Source organism: Paraburkholderia ultramafica, assembly GCF_902859915.1.
Lineage (GTDB): Bacteria > Pseudomonadota > Gammaproteobacteria > Burkholderiales > Burkholderiaceae > Paraburkholderia > Paraburkholderia ultramafica.
Window position 1 is genome coordinate 17,946 of sequence record NZ_CADIKK010000020.1, and the last position, 16,819, is coordinate 34,764.

At 60.6% G+C, this 16,819-nt stretch carries 17 protein-coding genes and 3 pseudogenes; 14 read left to right on the forward strand and 6 right to left on the reverse strand.

Annotated elements, in window-relative coordinates:
* Nucleotides 1-18: 18 nt before the first annotated feature.
* Both HV744_RS36815 and HV744_RS36820 read right to left on the reverse strand, forming a co-directional pair.
* The gene (locus tag HV744_RS36815; RefSeq protein WP_246279135.1) at nucleotides 19-459 is read right to left on the reverse strand and encodes an acetolactate decarboxylase; all 441 of its coding nucleotides are present in this window, start codon (nucleotides 457-459) and stop codon (nucleotides 19-21) included.
* Between the two features lie 10 nt (nucleotides 460-469).
* The gene (locus HV744_RS36820) at nucleotides 470-640 is read right to left on the reverse strand and encodes an acetolactate decarboxylase (protein ID WP_246279136.1); all 171 of its coding nucleotides are present in this window, start codon (nucleotides 638-640) and stop codon (nucleotides 470-472) included.
* Between the two features lie 36 nt (nucleotides 641-676).
* Here HV744_RS36820 and HV744_RS36825 point away from each other — a divergent pair, with 36 nt between their 5' ends.
* The 11 genes from HV744_RS36825 (at nucleotide 677) to HV744_RS21235 (ending at nucleotide 10,937) form a co-directional block, all read left to right on the forward strand.
* Nucleotides 677-877 (forward strand): type 2 periplasmic-binding domain-containing protein, encoded by a 201-nt coding sequence (locus HV744_RS36825; protein ID WP_217469149.1) that lies wholly within the window; start codon nucleotides 677-679, stop codon nucleotides 875-877.
* Between the two features lie 397 nt (nucleotides 878-1,274).
* Nucleotides 1,275-2,948, forward strand: coding sequence for an NAD-dependent malic enzyme (locus HV744_RS21190; RefSeq protein ID WP_175151369.1), 1,674 nt, complete (start codon nucleotides 1,275-1,277; stop codon nucleotides 2,946-2,948).
* A 65-nt stretch (nucleotides 2,949-3,013) separates the two neighbouring features.
* A complete protein-coding gene (gene sdhC / locus HV744_RS21195; RefSeq protein ID WP_175151370.1) occupies nucleotides 3,014-3,427 on the forward strand; it encodes a succinate dehydrogenase, cytochrome b556 subunit in 414 nt (137 codons plus the stop codon).
* A 2-nt stretch (nucleotides 3,428-3,429) separates the two neighbouring features.
* Nucleotides 3,430-3,798 (forward strand): succinate dehydrogenase, hydrophobic membrane anchor protein, encoded by a 369-nt coding sequence (gene sdhD, locus HV744_RS21200; protein WP_175151371.1) that lies wholly within the window; start codon nucleotides 3,430-3,432, stop codon nucleotides 3,796-3,798.
* A complete protein-coding gene (gene sdhA, locus HV744_RS21205; RefSeq protein ID WP_175151372.1) occupies nucleotides 3,798-5,573 on the forward strand; it encodes a succinate dehydrogenase flavoprotein subunit in 1,776 nt (591 codons plus the stop codon). Before sdhD ends, sdhA begins: the two co-directional genes overlap by 1 nt.
* A gap of 23 nt (nucleotides 5,574-5,596) precedes the next feature.
* The gene (locus tag HV744_RS21210) at nucleotides 5,597-6,301 is read left to right on the forward strand and encodes a succinate dehydrogenase iron-sulfur subunit (RefSeq protein WP_175151373.1); all 705 of its coding nucleotides are present in this window, start codon (nucleotides 5,597-5,599) and stop codon (nucleotides 6,299-6,301) included.
* A gap of 1 nt (nucleotide 6,302) precedes the next feature.
* A complete protein-coding gene (locus HV744_RS21215) occupies nucleotides 6,303-6,575 on the forward strand; it encodes an FAD assembly factor SdhE (protein WP_175151374.1) in 273 nt (90 codons plus the stop codon).
* A gap of 32 nt (nucleotides 6,576-6,607) precedes the next feature.
* A complete protein-coding gene (gene fumC, locus HV744_RS21220) occupies nucleotides 6,608-8,014 on the forward strand; it encodes a class II fumarate hydratase (RefSeq protein ID WP_175151375.1) in 1,407 nt (468 codons plus the stop codon).
* A 77-nt stretch (nucleotides 8,015-8,091) separates the two neighbouring features.
* The gene (locus HV744_RS21225; RefSeq protein ID WP_175151376.1) at nucleotides 8,092-9,450 is read left to right on the forward strand and encodes an NAD(P)/FAD-dependent oxidoreductase; all 1,359 of its coding nucleotides are present in this window, start codon (nucleotides 8,092-8,094) and stop codon (nucleotides 9,448-9,450) included.
* 56 nt (nucleotides 9,451-9,506) lie between these two features.
* Nucleotides 9,507-10,505 (forward strand): FUSC family protein, encoded by a 999-nt coding sequence (locus HV744_RS21230; RefSeq protein WP_175151377.1) that lies wholly within the window; start codon nucleotides 9,507-9,509, stop codon nucleotides 10,503-10,505.
* Nucleotides 10,506-10,685: 180 nt separating this feature from the next.
* A complete protein-coding gene (locus tag HV744_RS21235) occupies nucleotides 10,686-10,937 on the forward strand; it encodes a DUF3331 domain-containing protein (protein WP_175151378.1) in 252 nt (83 codons plus the stop codon).
* A 291-nt stretch (nucleotides 10,938-11,228) separates the two neighbouring features.
* Here the strand turns inward: HV744_RS21235 and HV744_RS21240 are convergent, their stop codons facing one another.
* The 3 genes from HV744_RS21240 to HV744_RS21250 all read right to left on the reverse strand — a co-directional run bounded on the left by HV744_RS21240 (nucleotide 11,229) and on the right by HV744_RS21250 (nucleotide 14,388).
* Nucleotides 11,229-12,440, reverse strand: a complete 1,212-nt coding sequence (locus HV744_RS21240) for an SAM-dependent methyltransferase (protein ID WP_175151479.1) — start codon at nucleotides 12,438-12,440, stop codon at nucleotides 11,229-11,231.
* A 73-nt stretch (nucleotides 12,441-12,513) separates the two neighbouring features.
* Nucleotides 12,514-13,824, reverse strand: a complete 1,311-nt coding sequence (folC, locus tag HV744_RS21245; protein WP_175151379.1) for a bifunctional tetrahydrofolate synthase/dihydrofolate synthase — start codon at nucleotides 13,822-13,824, stop codon at nucleotides 12,514-12,516.
* A 108-nt stretch (nucleotides 13,825-13,932) separates the two neighbouring features.
* Nucleotides 13,933-14,388, reverse strand: a complete 456-nt coding sequence (locus HV744_RS21250) for an FKBP-type peptidyl-prolyl cis-trans isomerase (RefSeq protein WP_175151380.1) — start codon at nucleotides 14,386-14,388, stop codon at nucleotides 13,933-13,935.
* Nucleotides 14,389-14,663: 275 nt separating this feature from the next.
* Here HV744_RS21250 and HV744_RS21255 point away from each other — a divergent pair.
* Nucleotides 14,664-14,870, forward strand: a pseudogene (locus HV744_RS21255) (cytochrome ubiquinol oxidase subunit I); the annotation flags it as partial.
* Between the two features lie 38 nt (nucleotides 14,871-14,908).
* On the opposite strand, the pseudogene HV744_RS38530 reads toward HV744_RS21255, so the two are convergent.
* Nucleotides 14,909-15,016, reverse strand: a pseudogene (locus HV744_RS38530) (hypothetical protein); the annotation flags it as partial.
* A 502-nt stretch (nucleotides 15,017-15,518) separates the two neighbouring features.
* Between HV744_RS38530 and HV744_RS21265 the strand changes: the two are divergent.
* Both HV744_RS21265 and HV744_RS21270 read left to right on the forward strand, forming a co-directional pair.
* Nucleotides 15,519-15,809 (forward strand): annotated as a pseudogene (locus HV744_RS21265) (DoxX family protein); the annotation flags it as partial.
* 23 nt (nucleotides 15,810-15,832) lie between these two features.
* On the forward strand, nucleotides 15,833-16,750 hold the full coding sequence (locus tag HV744_RS21270) for a glyoxalase (protein ID WP_175151381.1): 918 nt from the start codon (nucleotides 15,833-15,835) through the stop codon (nucleotides 16,748-16,750).
* The last annotated feature ends 69 nt before the right edge of the window (nucleotides 16,751-16,819 follow it).

Sequence of the window (16,819 nt, forward strand, 5' to 3'; positions counted from 1 at the left end):
ACTTTCGTTATTGCTCGGTTACAAGGAGATCCGAATGACGATCCGGGAGAAGAAGCTCGGGCAGTGGGTGGCGAATGCGAGGGCGGCGGTTACGCTGCCACGCGTCGCGCCGTCGAATGCCGAACTCCGGCGCGTGTTCCAGGAACGGCACCCCAACGGCATTAGCACATCCGCGTGCAGCGATCCATGAAAGCTATCGGTGCGAGGAAGGTCGATGCGCAGCTTCGAAATTTTCGCGACCTCGAGCTTCCATTCCAGCAGCCGATAGTCGAGGACATGCCCACCGCCGCGGCGATCATCGGTGATGTAGTGGACATGGAAACCTGCCAGGTTGATGCCCTGCACGTATGGATGGCAACGAAATCCAACCAGCGTTGCCGAGGTTGCCTCGAACCTGAAGACCGGCTGCCGCTCGATCGCCTGAAGCATCGGACGGTACGGCTTGGTCTGGCGCGGCACGGTGCGCGTCTCAACGTGCTCGAAGCGGCCGTCGATACGAAAAGCGCAAAAAGAGATTCGGCGACGCGACCAGCTTGTCGATGATGTCCTGCACGTCGCGCTTGTCGAGCGCCGTCACAAGTTCTCCGCAGATCGTCGGGCGAAAGCGCGTCATCACCGCGAACGGGGTCTTCTGATCCATCGACGCGACGCGCGCGCTCCCATCCTCGCGCAACTGATGGATTTCGGCGTCTCGATCGTCCCGCAATCGATCCGCCAGGTGGCAGCAACGGGCGTGACATACCACGCAATCGACGGGCCAGGACCGAAGGCGCAAATCGTGATTGCCTATCGATCGGCCGAGTACTCGAAGGTCGTTCGCGATTTCCTGGAAGTCGCGCGGCGTTTGACCAGGAACCGCCACCACGACAGTCCATGAGATCCGCGGGCGTATCAAGATCCGGAAAAGCATCACGTTATTCACCAAATGATATCGAAATAGCTACTCTCGATATATTGGACGTTGCCCGCGCCTGACACATACTTTGTCCTAAGTAATCAGCAACAGGCAGTACCAGGTCACGGCGTTCGCGACCAGCGAGGGACAACAATGACGGCCGGAACGGATAACCGCGATCTACCGTCGGAACGCAGCACAATCGGGTGCCAACGGCCATCCACGCATTGAGCGTTGGCTTCGCCCGGTTGCGCCTACCAAGGCGCGAAAGCATTCCTTTGTGAAAAGGGATTCCTAATTATTTGTTCGTAGTTTCTTGTGTGCGGACGTAGACCTTGATCTCAAGACACGTCCACCTGAATTTCAAAGGACGAAGTTCATGACTGATTTTTTGCCAAATGCATCTGCAGATCGTTCCATCCGCCGCGCGGCGGCGGACTTGCGAGGTACAGCGTTGCTGCGCGATCCGCATGCCAACAAATCCACAGCATTCAATTCCGCCGAGCGTCAGCAGTTGGGGCTGGTTGGCCTGCTGCCTGAAAAGATCGAGACCGAAGAAGCGCAGATCCAGCGCGTTTTGAGGCAGATTGACCTGAAGACCAGCGACCTCGAACGCTACATCTATCTGTCGGCACTGCTCGACACCAACGAGACGCTCTATTACCGCGTATTGATGTCCGATCCGAAGCGCTTTATCCCACTGGTCTATACGCCGACTGTTGGCGAGGCATGCGAGAACTTCGGCCACATTTTGCGCCGCCCGCGCGGCATGTACCTGCCCATTAGCCGAAAGGGACGCCTCAAGGAAATTCTGCGCAACTGGCCGGTGTCGGATGTGCGCTTCATCGTCGTGACTGACGGCGAACGCATTCTGGGGCTCGGAGATCTCGGGGTGAACGGCATGGGCATTCCCATCGGCAAGCTTTCGTTATACACGGCCTGCGCTGGCGTCCCCCCCGAGGTTACGCTGCCGATTACGCTCGACGTGGGAACCAATAACGAAAGCCTGCTTGCAGATGATCTGTACCTCGGGCTGCGTCAACGCCGCGTCACCGGTGCGGAGTACGACGAGTTCATCGAGGAGTTTGTCACGGCTGTCCAGGAAGTCTTTCCGCGTGCCTGCATCCAGTTCGAGGACTTCGCGTTTGCTCACGCAGAACCGATCCTGACGCGCTATCGCGATCGCGTCTGCTGCTTCAACGATGACATCCAGGGGACGGCCGGGGTCGCGCTTGCGGGCATTCTCGCCGCGCTGCGCGTGACAGGCGGCTCGCTGGCGGACCAGCGCTTCCTGTTCCTGGGCGGCGGGACGGCAGGGACCGGGATTGCAGGCTTGCTTGCGAAGGCAATGATGGAGGCCGGGGTATCGGCGGAGGACGCCTTCGGCGCATGCTGGCTCTATGACAAGGAGGGCTTGATCCACGCCGGTCGTACCGATCTGGCCGATTTCCAGAAGCCGTTTGCTCATGTCCACGAGCCGATTGGCGACTTCGTCGGCGCGATTGAAACACTGCGCCCGACCGCGATCATCGGTGTCAGCGCTGCGGCCAAAGCGTTCAACCAGCCCGTGGTCGAAGCGATGGCGCGCGTGAACGAACGCCCAATCATCTTCCCCTATTCCAATCCGACGTCGCGTTCGGAATGCACCGCAGAGGAAGCGTACACGTGGTCCGATGGACGCGCTGTGTTCGCGAGCGGCAGCCCGTTCGCGCCGGTTCAATACAACGGCCGGACCTATACCCCCGGACAGGGCAACAACGTCTACATCTTTCCGGCGCTCGGCATGGCCATTTATGCCACGGAAGCCCGACGCGTAACCGACGAGATGCTGATTATCGCCGCCCGGGCGCTCGCCGCCCAGGTTTCGCAGGACGACCTCGACGCAGGATTGATCTACCCGCCGCAGTCGCGCATTTTCAGAACCTCGCTGGCCGTGGCGCGCGAAATTGCCCGGTTCATCTTTGACCAGGGGCTGGCAGGCGTACCCCGACCCGTCAACCTCGATGCCTTTATGGCCGCGAAGGCTTATCAACCCTCATATGTGCCGGCGTAATCGTATGCAGGTCGCGATATCGACACCTCGTGCCAAAGATGGCGCAACTACAACCGGAGGTCCCCATGTCTGAAGCTGTAAAGAAGCCGAATCCGGAATTCCGGAACATTGGTATCGGGCAAATAACGAGCGCGTACCGGCTGCCGCTGGCGGGGCGCGTGTCGATCCTGCATCGCGTAAGCGGTGTCCTGCTGTTTGTCTGTTTGCCGTTCCTGCTTTATCTGTTCGAGCAGAGCCTGACGTCCACGGGCACCTTCGAAGCCTTCAAGGCAGTCCTTTCGAACTTTGTCGTGAAGGTCGTCGTACTCGTCCTGACGTGGGCGTTCCTCCTGCACTTCTGTGCCGGCCTGCGCTATCTGCTGATGGACACGCACCGCGCGGTCTCGAAACAGGACGGCAGGAAGACAGCAGCCATCGTGGCGATCGTCTCTTCGCTACTCACGATCGCTTTCGCGCTCAAACTATTTGGAGCCTTCTAAACATGGCACCCCATCATCAAATCGGTCCGAAGCGCCTCGTCGTGGGCGCGCACTACGGTCTGCGCGACTGGCTCGCGCAGCGCGTGACGGCCGTCATCATGGCCGTCTACACGGTCATCCTTCTCGTGTGGTTTTTCGGCGCGCGTGAATTCTCATACGACGGCTGGTCTTCGATCTTCGCCACGCAATGGATGAAGCTCGCCACGTTCGTCGCGCTGCTGTCTCTGTTCTATCACGCGTGGGTCGGCGTGCGCGACATCTGGATGGACTATGTCAAGCCCGTCGGTGTCCGTCTGTTTCTTCAAGCGCTTTCGATCGTCTGGCTGCTTGCGTGCGCCGGCTTCGCTGCGCAGATTCTCTGGAGAGTGTAATGGTTGCAATCAAAAATTCCCTGCCGCGTCGCCGCTTCGACGTGGTCATCGTCGGCGCGGGCGGCTCGGGGATGCGCGCGTCGCTGCAGCTCGCGCGCGCTGGCCTGTCCGTCTGCGTGCTTTCGAAGGTGTTCCCGACGCGCTCGCACACCGTCGCCGCGCAAGGCGGCATCGGCGCCTCGCTCGGCAACATGAGCGAAGACAACTGGGAATGGCACTTCTATGACACGATCAAGGGCTCCGACTGGCTCGGCGACCAGGACGCGATCGAGTTCATGTGCCGCGAAGCGCCGAACGCCGTGTACGAGCTCGAACACATGGGCATGCCGTTCGACCGTAACGCCGACGGCACGATCTACCAGCGCCCGTTCGGCGGGCACACGGCGAACCACGGCGAGAAGCCGGTGCAGCGCGCTTGTGCCGCAGCCGACCGTACTGGTCACGCGTTGCTGCATACGCTCTATCAGCAGAATGTCGCCTCGAAGACACAGTTCTTCGTCGAATGGATGGCGCTGGACCTGATCCGCGACGCCGACGGTGACGTGCTCGGCGTAACCGCGCTGGAAATGGAAACCGGCGACGTTTATATCCTCGAAGGCAAGACCACGCTGTTCGCCACGGGCGGAGCAGGGCGTATTTTCGCTGCTACGACGAACGCGTTCATCAATACCGGTGATGGACTCGGCATGGCAGCGCGCGCCGGATTCGCGTTGCAGGACATGGAGTTCTGGCAATTCCACCCGACAGGCGTCGCAGGCGCGGGCGTGCTGATCACGGAAGGCGTGCGCGGCGAAGGCGGCATCCTGCGCAACGCGGACGGCGAGCGCTTCATGGAACGCTACGCACCTGTCTATAAGGATCTGGCGCCCCGCGACTTCGTCTCGCGTTCGATGGGACAGGAGATCATCGAAGGCCGTGGCGTCGGTCCGAACAAGGATCACATCCTGCTCGACCTGTCGCACATCGGCGCCGAGACGATCAAGAAGCGGCTGCCGTCGATCCGCGAAATCGCCATCAGGTTTGCGAACGTCGACCCGATCAAGGAACCGATCCCGGTTGTCCCGACCATCCACTATCAGATGGGCGGAATTCCGACCAACGTTCACGGCCAGGTGGTCGGCACGTCGAAGGGTCACAAGGATCCCGTCAACGGTTTCTACGCAGTGGGCGAATGCTCGTGCGTCTCGGTGCATGGCGCGAACCGCCTGGGCACGAACTCGCTGCTCGATCTCGTGGTGTTCGGCCGCGCTGCCGGCAATCACATCATCCGGCACGTGAAGGAAATCAAGGAACACAAGCCGCTCCCCGCCGACGCCGCCGATTTCGCGCTGTCACGTCTGGACCGACTCGAAAAGTCGTCATCGGGCGAATACACGCAAACGGTCGCGGGCGACATTCGTTCGACGATGCAACAGCATGCCGGCGTGTTTCGCACGGAGAAGCTGATGGCTGAAGGCGTCAGCAAGATCAAGGAAGTCGCCGAGCGCGTCAATCACGTGCATCTGAAGGACAAGTCAAAGGTGTTCAACACCGCGCGCGTCGAGGCGCTGGAACTGGCCAACATGATCGAGGTGGCACGCGCCACGATGGTCTCGGCCGAAGCGCGAAAGGAAAGCCGCGGCGCGCACGCGCCGAGCGAGCACAAGCAACGCGACGACGAAAACTGGCTGCGTCATACGTTGTGGCACAGCGAGGGCGATCGCCTTGACTACAAGCCGGTTCAGCTGCAACCGCTGACCGTTGCAACGGTTCCCCCGAAACCACGCATCTTCTAGTCAAGGAATTAAAGGAAACGACCATGGCCAAACGTACCTTCGAAATCTACCGCTACGACCCGGACAAGGACGCAGCGCCGCACATGCAGACGTACGAGATCGAGATCGACTCGCACGAACGGATGCTACTGGACGCGATCGTCAAACTTAAGGCTGCCGATGAAACACTGGCGTTCCGGCGCTCATGCCGCGAAGGCGTGTGCGGTTCGGATGCGATGAACATCAACGGCAAGAACGGTCTGGCGTGTCTGACGAACATGAACGACCTGCCGCAGAAAATCGTGCTGCGCCCGCTGCCGGGCCTGCCCGTCATTCGCGATCTGATTGTCGACATGACGCACTTCTTCAACCAGTATCACTCGATCAAGCCGTATCTGATCAACGATACGCCGCCGCCGGAAAAGGAGCGTCTGCAGTCGCCGGAAGAACGTGACGAGCTCGACGGCCTGTACGAGTGCATCCTGTGCGCGAGCTGCTCGACGTCGTGCCCAAGCTTCTGGTGGAACCCGGACAAGTTCGTCGGCCCGGCGGGCCTGCTGCAAGCCTATCGCTTCATCGCGGACAGCCGCGATCAGGCGACCGGCGAGCGTCTGGACAACCTGGATGATCCGTACCGTCTGTTCCGATGCCACACGATCATGAATTGCGTTGATGTGTGCCCGAAGGGACTCAACCCGACAAAGGCCATCGGCAAGATCAAGGAACTGATGGTACGAAGGAAGGTTTGACATGAACGAGACCTCACACCAATCCGATCCACTGCGCCGCGCGCGACTGCGCTGGCGCGCAAGACGTGGCCTGCTGGAAAACGATCTGATCTTCGAACGCTTTTTCGGCCGTCATGAATCCAGTCTCAGCGATGCCGATGTGGGCGCACTCACGCGACTGTTCGAATTGAGCGACAACGAACTGATGGACTTGCTGCTCGGGCGCACCGAACCAGAAGGCGACGTCGCCGACCCGGAAATCGTTCGGGTGCTCGCGCTACTGCGCGCCGCCTGAGTGCCACACTCCAAATGAAGGGACAAGTAACGATGGACAATATTCGAATCGAGGCCGACAGCCTCGGGGAAGTCAGTGTTCCCGCCGACAAGCTTTGGGGCGCACAGACACAGCGCTCGATCGAGCATTTCAGCATCGGCTCCGAGCTGATGCCTCGCGAGATGATTACCGCCTATGCCGTTCTCAAGAAGGCGGCGGCCAACGCAAACCATGCCGGAAAACGTCTCGACGATCAGGCACACACGCTCATTACCCAGGTCTGTGACGAGATCCTCGCCGGGCAGCATCACGACATGTTCCCCTTGCACGTCTGGATGACGGGCAGCGGGACGCAGTTCAACATGAACGTCAACGAGGTGATTTCCAATCGTTGCTGCCAGCTCGCGGGCACGCCGCTCGGGAGCAAGAAGCCGATTCACCCGAACGATCACGTCAACATGTCGCAATCGTCGAACGACTCTTTTCCTGCGGCAATGTACCTCGCCGCCGCTGTCAACACGATGCAACGCCTGATTCCCGCCGTCCAGGCACTGCATGATGCGATCGCAGCCAAGGCTCGGAAATGGGACGATATCGTCAAGATCGGCCGCACCCATATGCAGGACGCGACACCGCTCACGCTTGGCCAGGAGTGGTCGGGCTATGCCGGCATGCTCGCAGACAATCTTCAGCGAATCGACAGTGCGCTCGACGGAGTGTATTGCCTCGCGTTGGGCGGCACCGCGGTCGGAACCGGGATCAACGCCGCGCCGGGCTTTGCAGACGCAGCCGCAGGAGAAATTGCAAAACTGACGGGACTGCCGTTTGTCAGTGCACAGAACAAGTTCACCGTGCAAGGCGCCCACGACGCATTGATCCAACTCTCCGGCACGTTCCGGACCCTCGCGGCTTCGCTCTACAAGATCGGCAACGACATTCGCCTGTTGTCATGTGGCCCGCGCGCGGGATTCGCGGAACTGCTGATCCCCGAAAACGAGCCTGGCTCCTCCATCATGCCGGGCAAAGTCAACCCGACTCAGGTGGAGGCGCTGACGATGCTTGCGGTGCAGGTCATGGCGAATGACGTGGCCGTCGGCTTTGGCGGCGCAAGCGGATACCTGGAGATGAACGTCTACAAGCCGCTGATGATCCACAACCTGATGCAGTCAATCACGCTGCTCACCGACGGCTGCACGAACTTCCGGCGCTTCCTGGTCGAGGGCACCCGGCCGAATTTCAAGAAGATTCGCGAGTACGTCGACCGCTCACTCATGCTGGTGACCGCGCTGGTGCCCGTTATCGGCTACGACAAGGCTTCAGCCATCGCTCACTATGCGGCAGAACATGACCTGACCTTGAAGGCTGCGGCGCTGGAACTGGGTTTCGTCGACGAACAGACGTTCGACCGCGTCGTCGACCCGGCCAAAATGGTCAGGCCATATGTCGCCACCGCCGACTGAGACGTGAGGTTCGAGCAGAGTCACTCGCCCACGTCTTCCACTTTGGACTGCGAATTATAAATGTGGAGAACATACACATGCACCGTTTCATCGTCGTAGGTGGAGGCGCAGGCGGGCTGGAGCTCGTGACGCGCCTCGGTGATCGCTATGGCAAGCGTAGGCGGAACAGGCAGCCGCGCGCGATCGTGACGCTCGTCGACCGTCACTCCACCCATGTCTGGAAGCCGCTACTGCATGAAGTCGCTGCCGGCAGCATGGATCCTTCTACGCAGGAACTTGCGTACGCGGCGCAAGCGTTCTGGCACAACTTCGAATTTCAGCAGGGTGAGCTCGTCGGTCTCGATCGTTTCGCGAAACGCATCACGCTAGCGCCCTTGCTGGATGAAGATGGCGTCGAGCTGCTGCCGAAGCGCGAGCTCGAGTACGACACCCTCGTGATTGCGATCGGCAGCACCACGCATTTTTTCGGCGTACAAGGCGCACAGGAGCATTCGTTCCCACTCGATTCAGTCTGGGACGCTGAGCGTTTACGCAAACGTCTCATTGCCGCCTGCATTCGCGCCGAACGTGAGGAGCAAGCGCCTCTCGCGCGCGGCGCGGTTGCGTCGGCGCCTGACGAACCGCGCATCCAGGTGGCCATCGTCGGCGCTGGCGCAACGGGCGTCGAGCTCTCCGCAGAGCTGCGCAACACGGCACAGGTGCTCTCAGCGTACGGTCTGCACAAGCTCGATCCGACTCGCGATATTGGCATCGTGGTCATCGAGGCAGGGCCGCGGATTCTGCCTGCATTGACCGAGCGTGTGGCGAACGCAACGACAGAATTACTCGAAAAACTCGGTGTGAGACTCATGACGGGCGAAAGAGTGGCCGAGGTCGCGCCGCGCTTCGTGCTTACCGCGAGCGGAAAATCCGTACGCGCCGATCTGACTGTCTGGGCGGCGGGCATCAAGGCACCGGCCGTGCTCGGGAAGCTCGGAGGGTTGCCGGTCACGAACCTCGGCCAGCTTGCCGTGCGCCGCACGCTGCAGACGCAAACCGATGACAGCATCTTTGCACTTGGCGATTGTGCGGCTTGCCCATGGCCAGCTAGCGACGGTGAGGTCCGCAAGGTGCCGCCGCGCGCCCAGGCCGCGCACCAGCAAGCGAGCTTTCTGCTGCATGCGTTTGGCAATCGGCTAAAGGGCCGACAGTTGCCCGAGTTTACCTATCGCGATCTGGGTTCGCTCGTTTCACTAGGCCACTTCAGCGCGGTCGGCAATCTGATGGGCGGGCTCGCCGGCGGCAACATGCACGTCGAGGGGTTGTTCGCGCGTCTCATGTATGCGTCCCTCTACAGGCTGCATATCGCCGCGTTGCGCGGCTATCCACGCATGATGCTCGATACCGTGGCCCACTGGCTGCGCCGCACCACACTTCCGGACATCAAGCTTCACTAGGACAGGCGCGGGCAAGTATTCGATCGAACACGCGTAAAGGTACGGGACGACTTCAAATGTTGGATAAGCTAGTAAACGTCCGGTTGCTGTCGTACGGCGCCGTGCTACTCGCGCCGGTTTTCCTGGCTGGCCTCGTTACGGGAAACCCTCTGTGGCTCCGGGCCGAGATCGTCACTGTTTCCGCCTTCATTGCGGCAGAGCGCTCACGCCTCGCGCCGCTTGGCGTGCTGGTACACGTGGTCGCAATATGCGTCGGATTTATCGCCATGACTTTGGCACTCGGCACACCGGAATGGTTCGTCGTCGCTTGCATGTTGCTCGCCGCCACCTGCGTGAGTATCACCGCCGCGGGCGCCCAGATGCGCTGGACAGGCGCATTCACCTGCATCCCCGTTCTCTACGTTGCGTGTGCAACTGCACACGATGCCAACGGGCGCGGGATGATGCAGCTCTGTACCGAGACCTGCCCTTACCTGTTTTGCGCGGCGCTTCCTGTCATATTCGCTTCTATCGTTTCGTATCGCGCGAAGCAACGCGCAGCAAAGTCAAACGTCCGAGCCTGGCTCGTTCTGCGACAAGTCAGCGAAACACCGGCGCCCAACTATCTGGAGGGGATGATCGCGGCCGCCTTCGCCGTAGGCGTGGCCGCGTGGCTCGCCGAGTGGCATCGCGTTCCGTATCCGCAGTGGCTGATCTGGTCGGCTGCCAGCGTAGTCACCGGCGACATCGCGAGTGCGCGAGCAAAATGGAAGGACAGGATAGTAGGGGCGATAGTCGGCGTATCCGCAGGCATGCTCTTTGGCATTTTCATGCCACACGCTCCCCTGCTCTTTTCGATCTTGACGGCCCTCGTTGCGTTGACGCTCGTCGCATTCAATCAGTATGTCGTTGCATTCGGCACACGGTGCGCGCTCCATGCGGTCGCGATCATCGTTGCCGGACATTCTATTTTCTCCGCCGACGCCCGCATGATAAACGTCGTTCTGGGTAGCACAATCGGCATCGTCTTTGTATTGGGAACGCATTTCATCGGAAGGTCGATCAAGAGGCACTAATATCCGGCAGCGCAGCGGCGGCGTCTTCACAATGTACCGAAGACAGGTCGTGTGCGAATTGGCGCAACCAGGCCCTGCCGGGCGCGGATCCTGTTTCATTTGCAATTCGCTTGGGCGGACGATGAAACATCGCTGGGTTCTTTTTTGAAAGTGCAGACGCTGACGCATAGGAGTTTCGACATGCTGGGAAACGCGAAGTTGATCGACCGGCAGACTGCGTCGACAGCCACGATAGCATGGCGCGACCCAACACGCGGCTGTTTCGGTGATCAGACATGGCGCAAGGCGCGCGCTGGCGCACCGGGTTTCGCGATGAGCGGGCGCGCGATTCGTCCCGGCGACGCGGTGTACAAGCCGAATCCACGGCCCGTTCCCGTCAACGCGGACGCGATGATCCTGGTTTGCGCCCTCATGGATGCGGCATTGCTCTGAGTGAATACAATGGTGCGGTAGCTGTCATTGTGAAGCGGGTCGCGCTGTGTACTCCACACAGTCCAGTGCCGCCAATGAACGGAGGTGACGATCTGCGAGCGTCCACTCAAGTCGCCTGAGTCAGATTCCGCCGATAAAGCGCGCGGAAATAAAATCCCTGGCCACAACGGCGCCATGCCTGATCTTTTCGTAGGTCGAATATATGGACTCCGGCATCTTCGGCGTAGTTACGCTCGCAAGTATCCGCGCGACATGCCCCACCGTGCTCACGGTCAAGCGCCGGTGGCGCTTCTATTTGTCTGCGTAGATATATCGCCGCGACCACGGCAAGGTTTTCGCGCTGCGGCCCGCCTTGCGGCACACCACCTGATAGATCGACACGTTGTCGTTCTCGAACGCGTACGCGCAGCCCGCGAGGTACACACGCCAGATGCGGAATTTCTCGTTGTCGACGAGCTTCTTTGCTTGTTCGGCTCGCGCCTCGAAGTTCTCGGCCCAGATGTCGAGCGTCTGCGCGTAGTGACGGCGCATGCTTTCGACGTCGACAGCTTCGAGCCCGCCGCGCTGCATCGATTCGAGCGCAAGGCTGATGTGCGGCAGCTCGCCGTCGGGGAACACATATCTGTCGATGAACTCGCCGCCGCCGAGCGCCGTTTCGCCGCTGTCGTAATCGGTCGACGTGATGCCGTGATTCATGGCGATGCCGTCGTCGGTGAGCAGGTCGCGGATCTTCTCGAAGTAGCCCGGCAGATTCTTGCGGCCCACGTGCTCGAACATGCCGACACTCGTGATGCGGTCGAACTGCCCCTGGACGTCGCGGTAATCCTGCAGCCGGATTTCGATCTGGCCTTCGAGCCCGGCTGCTTTCACGCGCTGCGTCGCGAGGTCGAACTGGTTCTGCGACAGCGTCACGCCGACGCACTTCGCGCCGAACTTCTGCGCCGCGCGCAGCACGAGCGCGCCCCAGCCGCAGCCGATATCGAGCAGGCGCTGGCCCGGCTGCACCTGGATCTTCGTCAGGATGTGGTCGATCTTCTTGATCTGCGCGGTGGCGAGGTCTTCGTCGCCGTTCTCGAAATACGCGCACGAGTACACCATGTTCTCGTCGAGCCACAGCTTGTAGAACTCATTCGAGACGTCGTAGTGATACTGGATCGCCTTCTTGTCCGACGTTTTCGTGTGATTGAAATAGCGTCGCACGCGCGCGAGCTTGCTGGCACTGGTGACCGTGCTGCGCGCAAGCGAATAGCCGATGTTGATGATGTCCGACAGCTTGCCTTCGATGTCGATCTTGCCCTTCACATACGCCTCGCCAAGATTGTCCAGGCTTGGTTCGAGCAATAGCGGCAGCGCGGACGCGCTATTCACTTTCAGTGTGACCTGCGGCGCGGCGAACGTGCCGAAGTCATGTTGCTGGCCATCCCATAGCACCAGGCGCGCCGGGATATTGGCCTTCGTCTTTACTTCGTCTACCCACTGCGCCAGCTTCTTCTCCCAAAACATTCGCATACCTCGCAAAAAATCGGTTTCCATTCACCTCACCGGCCCTGGTCACACAAGAGCCGGTCGGCCCGTTTCAACAATGTTGTGATCTGCGATGCGCCAGTACGCCCGCGACCGCGGAGAAACTTCCAAAGACGAGAATTCGATCGTTTTCGGACGCTCGCTTCAACGCGTCCTGAAAGGCTTCGGCCGGCGTCTCGAACCGACTGACACTGCTGTCGGGGCTGTCGTTGATGCCGGCGGCGCGCAGCACCGATTCGAGCTCAGCGGCCGACGCCGCGCGCGGCGTCGGCAGGTTCGTCACGTTCCAATGGTCGATTTCGCCCTTCACCCGCTTGACGATGCCTTCGATGTCCTTTTCGTTCATCACACCGAAAACCGCGTAGGTGTACGGGAAATAGCCCATGTTTCCGACGTTCTGTGCCAGGACAGCAGAGGCGTGCGGGTTGTGCGCAACGTCGAGAATGATCTGTGGCTTGCCCGGCAGCACCTGAAACCGGCCTGCCAACTCCACGTTCGCGAGGCCCAGCCGGATGTCCTGTGCCGATACCGGAATGCGCTCGCGCAACGCTTCGAGTGCGGCCAGCGCCGCCGAGGTGTTGATCAGCTGGTTGGCGCCGCGCAGCGCGGGATAGGCGAGCGCCGCGCGCCGCTGCGCCCGTCCAACGTAGCTCCACTGCTGGCGTTCGTTACCCGCCTGCGCTGCGTACCGGAAATCACGGCCGACGAGCCAAAGGTCCGCGCCGATAGCCTGAGCGTGGTCGATCAGGCTCTGTGGCGGCGCCGGGTCGCCGCATATGGCCGGCTTGCCCGCGCGAAAAATGCCGGCCTTCTCGAAGCCAATCTTTTCGCGTGTATCGCCGAGGCAGTCGGCATGGTCTATGTCGACGCTCGTCACGATCGCGCAATCGGTATCGACGACATTGACCGCGTCCAGGCGGCCGCCCACGCCCGCCTCGAGGATCACGGCATCCAACCCGCGCAACGCGAAGAGTCGCAGGATCGCCAGCGTCGCAAACTCGAAACTTGTCAGCGCGACAGGTTGCTTCAGGCTCGCGCGCGCTGTTTCGACCGCTTCAAACTGCTCGAGCAGGTCAATATCGGTTGCGTCAGCGCCGTTGATGCGCGCCCGCTCGTTGAACGCCAGCAGATGTGGCGACGTATAGCAGCCTACGCGATATCCTGCGCAGAGCAGGATCGTTTCGAGAATCGCGCAGGTGGAGCCTTTGCCGTTCGTGCCGCTGACTGTAATCACCGGGCAATCGAACGAGAAGCCAAGCGCGTTCTTCACTTGGCCGACGCGGGTCAAATCCATGTCGGGGCCGTCCGGCTCCGCCGTTTCGAGGTGCGCGAGCCATGCCTCAAGGGTAAGGAAAGTGGTCATTGGTTCGATGATCTGGATAACGGGCGCCAAGTCAAAACGCTGCGAGGCACCTGTTCGCTTTTAGAACGAAGCCGGGAGCAGTATCCGGCGGCGCAAGTCGCAGTCCGCTCATGACTGCAGAGTCCCCACGATTTTCACTTCGAACGCCAACGCCTTGCCGGCGAGCGGGTGATTGAAATCGAACCACGCGGATGTCTCATCGACTTCCTTCAGCACGCCTGCATAGCGCCCGCCACCCGGTGCGTTGAATTCGATGAGATCGCCCGGCGAAAACTGCTCGCCAATCATGCTGTTCTCACGCAGCGTCGCAAGCGATACGCGCTGGATCAGATCCGGATTACGCGGGCCGAATGCCTGCTCCGGTGTTAGCTGAAACGTCGAATGGTGGCCGACCTTCAATCCCAGCAAAACATTTTCCAGCGGCGGCGCCAATTGACCAGCACCGAGCAGCAGCGTGGCCGGCTGATCGGCAAAGGTGTTCATGACTTCAGCGCCATCGGCAAGCGAAAGCCGGTAGTGAAGCGTGACGTGTGAACCAGGTGTCACTTCGGAGATATTGAACATGCTCGTGAGCCAGGTTGTAATCGTTCAGTTGAAAAAACGTGTCGGCAGATGATCGTCAGTGCTTGACAGCAACGACCTTGCCGCGAAACAGGTAATACTGGTAAAGGTTGTGCGCGATCATGCCTCTTGATCTATGAAACGGAAATGAGTGTGTGCGGTTGGTAGTCGATCGCGTGCAAAGCCGCGCGCTTCGTAGACGCGTCCGCCGGCGTCAGCGTCAGGTCCGGACCGCCCCTTGCTGGTGTCGTTCTTTCACTTCGCGCGCCGCTGGCTTCGATGCACTACTCGCGCAACGCAAGCTGCTTCTTGCGTGGATTCTCGCAATTCCGTTGCCTTAAGTCGCGGTGGAATGCGGCTGGATTGTGCGCGAGGTGGGGCGCCAGCCGTGGGTCGTGTATGGGCTCCTGCGTACGGAGCACGCCGCGTCAGCGATCCCTCCGGCGGCGCTGACGGGCAGCATGGCGAAGCGCGCATGCTGGTACCAGACTATCGCGCCAGGTCTCACCCACAGCATCTCCACGATGAGGAGAAAGGCGGACAGGCTGATCGTCAGGATAGGCCAGAGAATGTGGAAGATTGCGGTCATCGCAAACTGGCCGCGCGCGAGATTCAGAGTTTCGACATGCATTTTGATCACCAGGCAGGTTGGCGTTGAGCGCGCCGAAGCGGCACGCCAATCAGAAATTAGTCGTGGAAGTCGCAGAGCCGGGACGATTGCCGCTCAGACCATTGAGACCAGTATGTGTCGTTGCGCCTCCCGTTCCAATATATCGGCGGTGACCATTTCGATATCTTTCGGTGAATAACGGTGTCGGTTGGCGCAATTGCCTGGTGGGATGTGCGACGGCCCGGGGCTATCGGTCAACGAAAGCGTGGCTAACACCATCGTGCAATTGTGCCGTGCGCCGCGTTCAGCTTAACCTTGGATCCTGTAAGGCAGATTCTCGGGATTCTGTGGCAGATGTGTGCAAACCCTCGTTATCCCGATTGCAGGGTGCTATGTGTGCTCTCCACCGAAGTTCGTGGAGTAAACGCGCTCTTCCCGATCGCTTCAAGAAAATTGTGATCAATGGTGGGGCGCCGCGTCTACCTCGGGTGCAGTTTGAAGACTCGAGAGGCTGGGTTTCGGACATTTCGGGTTGCATCCGGGATGGCTGTGGGCAGCGCTCGCGATCGTCGTCGAGCTTGGCGGCTCGGCCTGCGTGATCGCCAGCCGCTTCGTGTGGCTGGGCGCGGGCGCACTGGGCGCATTGACGGCTGTCGCAATGTTCGTTGCGAACGACTTCTGGAACCTGACGGGCGACGCGCACTTTTTCGCGTTGAACGCCTTCTTCGAGCATCTCGGGCTCATCGCTGCGCTCGTGATGGCGACATGCGTTGCCGGCATCAAGCATTCTTCCGGTCATGCCGGTTTTCAGTAAATCCTCAAAGGAAGTTCAGTACCATGCTTAACCTTCGTTCCCTGGCTGCGACAGCGCTTGCCGTCATCTGTCTCGCTGCATCGTCAGTCGCGTCGGCCACAACGCCGAGAATTCCACAGCCCGTTGCGGAACCGAAGCTCGCTGTGGGGCCGCAATACGACACCACACATGTCTATGTCGCGCCGGAAGACTTCGACAAGTTCACCGATAGTCTTGTTGCAACCTTCGGCGGCCACAAGTCGCAACAGGGCGTCTTTCAGGTGACACCCACATCGAGCAAGACGATGTCGCAACTCGTATTCACGCCGGTCGGCACGCTGTCGGTGTTCGGCTTCAAGACGACTGTTCCGTATCCGTTCGGTAGCGAGCGCACGGGCTATCTCGTGACCGACATCGACGCCGCCGTCAAATCGGCCAGGCGGCACCACGCTGACGTCACTGTGGCGATGTTCCCCGATCCAATCGGACGTGACGCGATCATCACCTGGCCGGGCAGCGTCAGCATGCAGTTGTACTGGCACAACCAGGCGCCGAACTATGATTCCTTGCAGACAGTGCCCGAGAACCGGGTCTACGTGTCGCCGGAACGCGCGGGTGCGTTGATCCGCGATTTCGTCGCCTTTTCGCACGGCAAGGTCGTCTCCGACGAGCGCAAGGCACCCGGTGTCGAGATTGGCCGGCCCGGCGATACCTATCGGCGTGTGCGCATCGAATCTGGCTTCGGCAGGATGACGGTGCTGGTGACCGACGGCCATTTGCCCTGGCCATTCGGCCGGGAGATGACGGGCTATGAAGTGACGAATCTCGCCGACACGCTGCAGAAGGCGAAGGCGGCGGGTGTCACGGTGCTGGTCCAGCCGTTCACTTCGGACAAACGCGAAGCCGCGCTCGTGCAGTTCCCTGGCGGTTATATCGCCGAGATTCACGCAGTTGCGCAGTAGACGCGGGATGCCGGGGTGATGCGCGATGACGGTCGCGAGGCCGCCCGATGTCATTCCCCGGCACGGGAG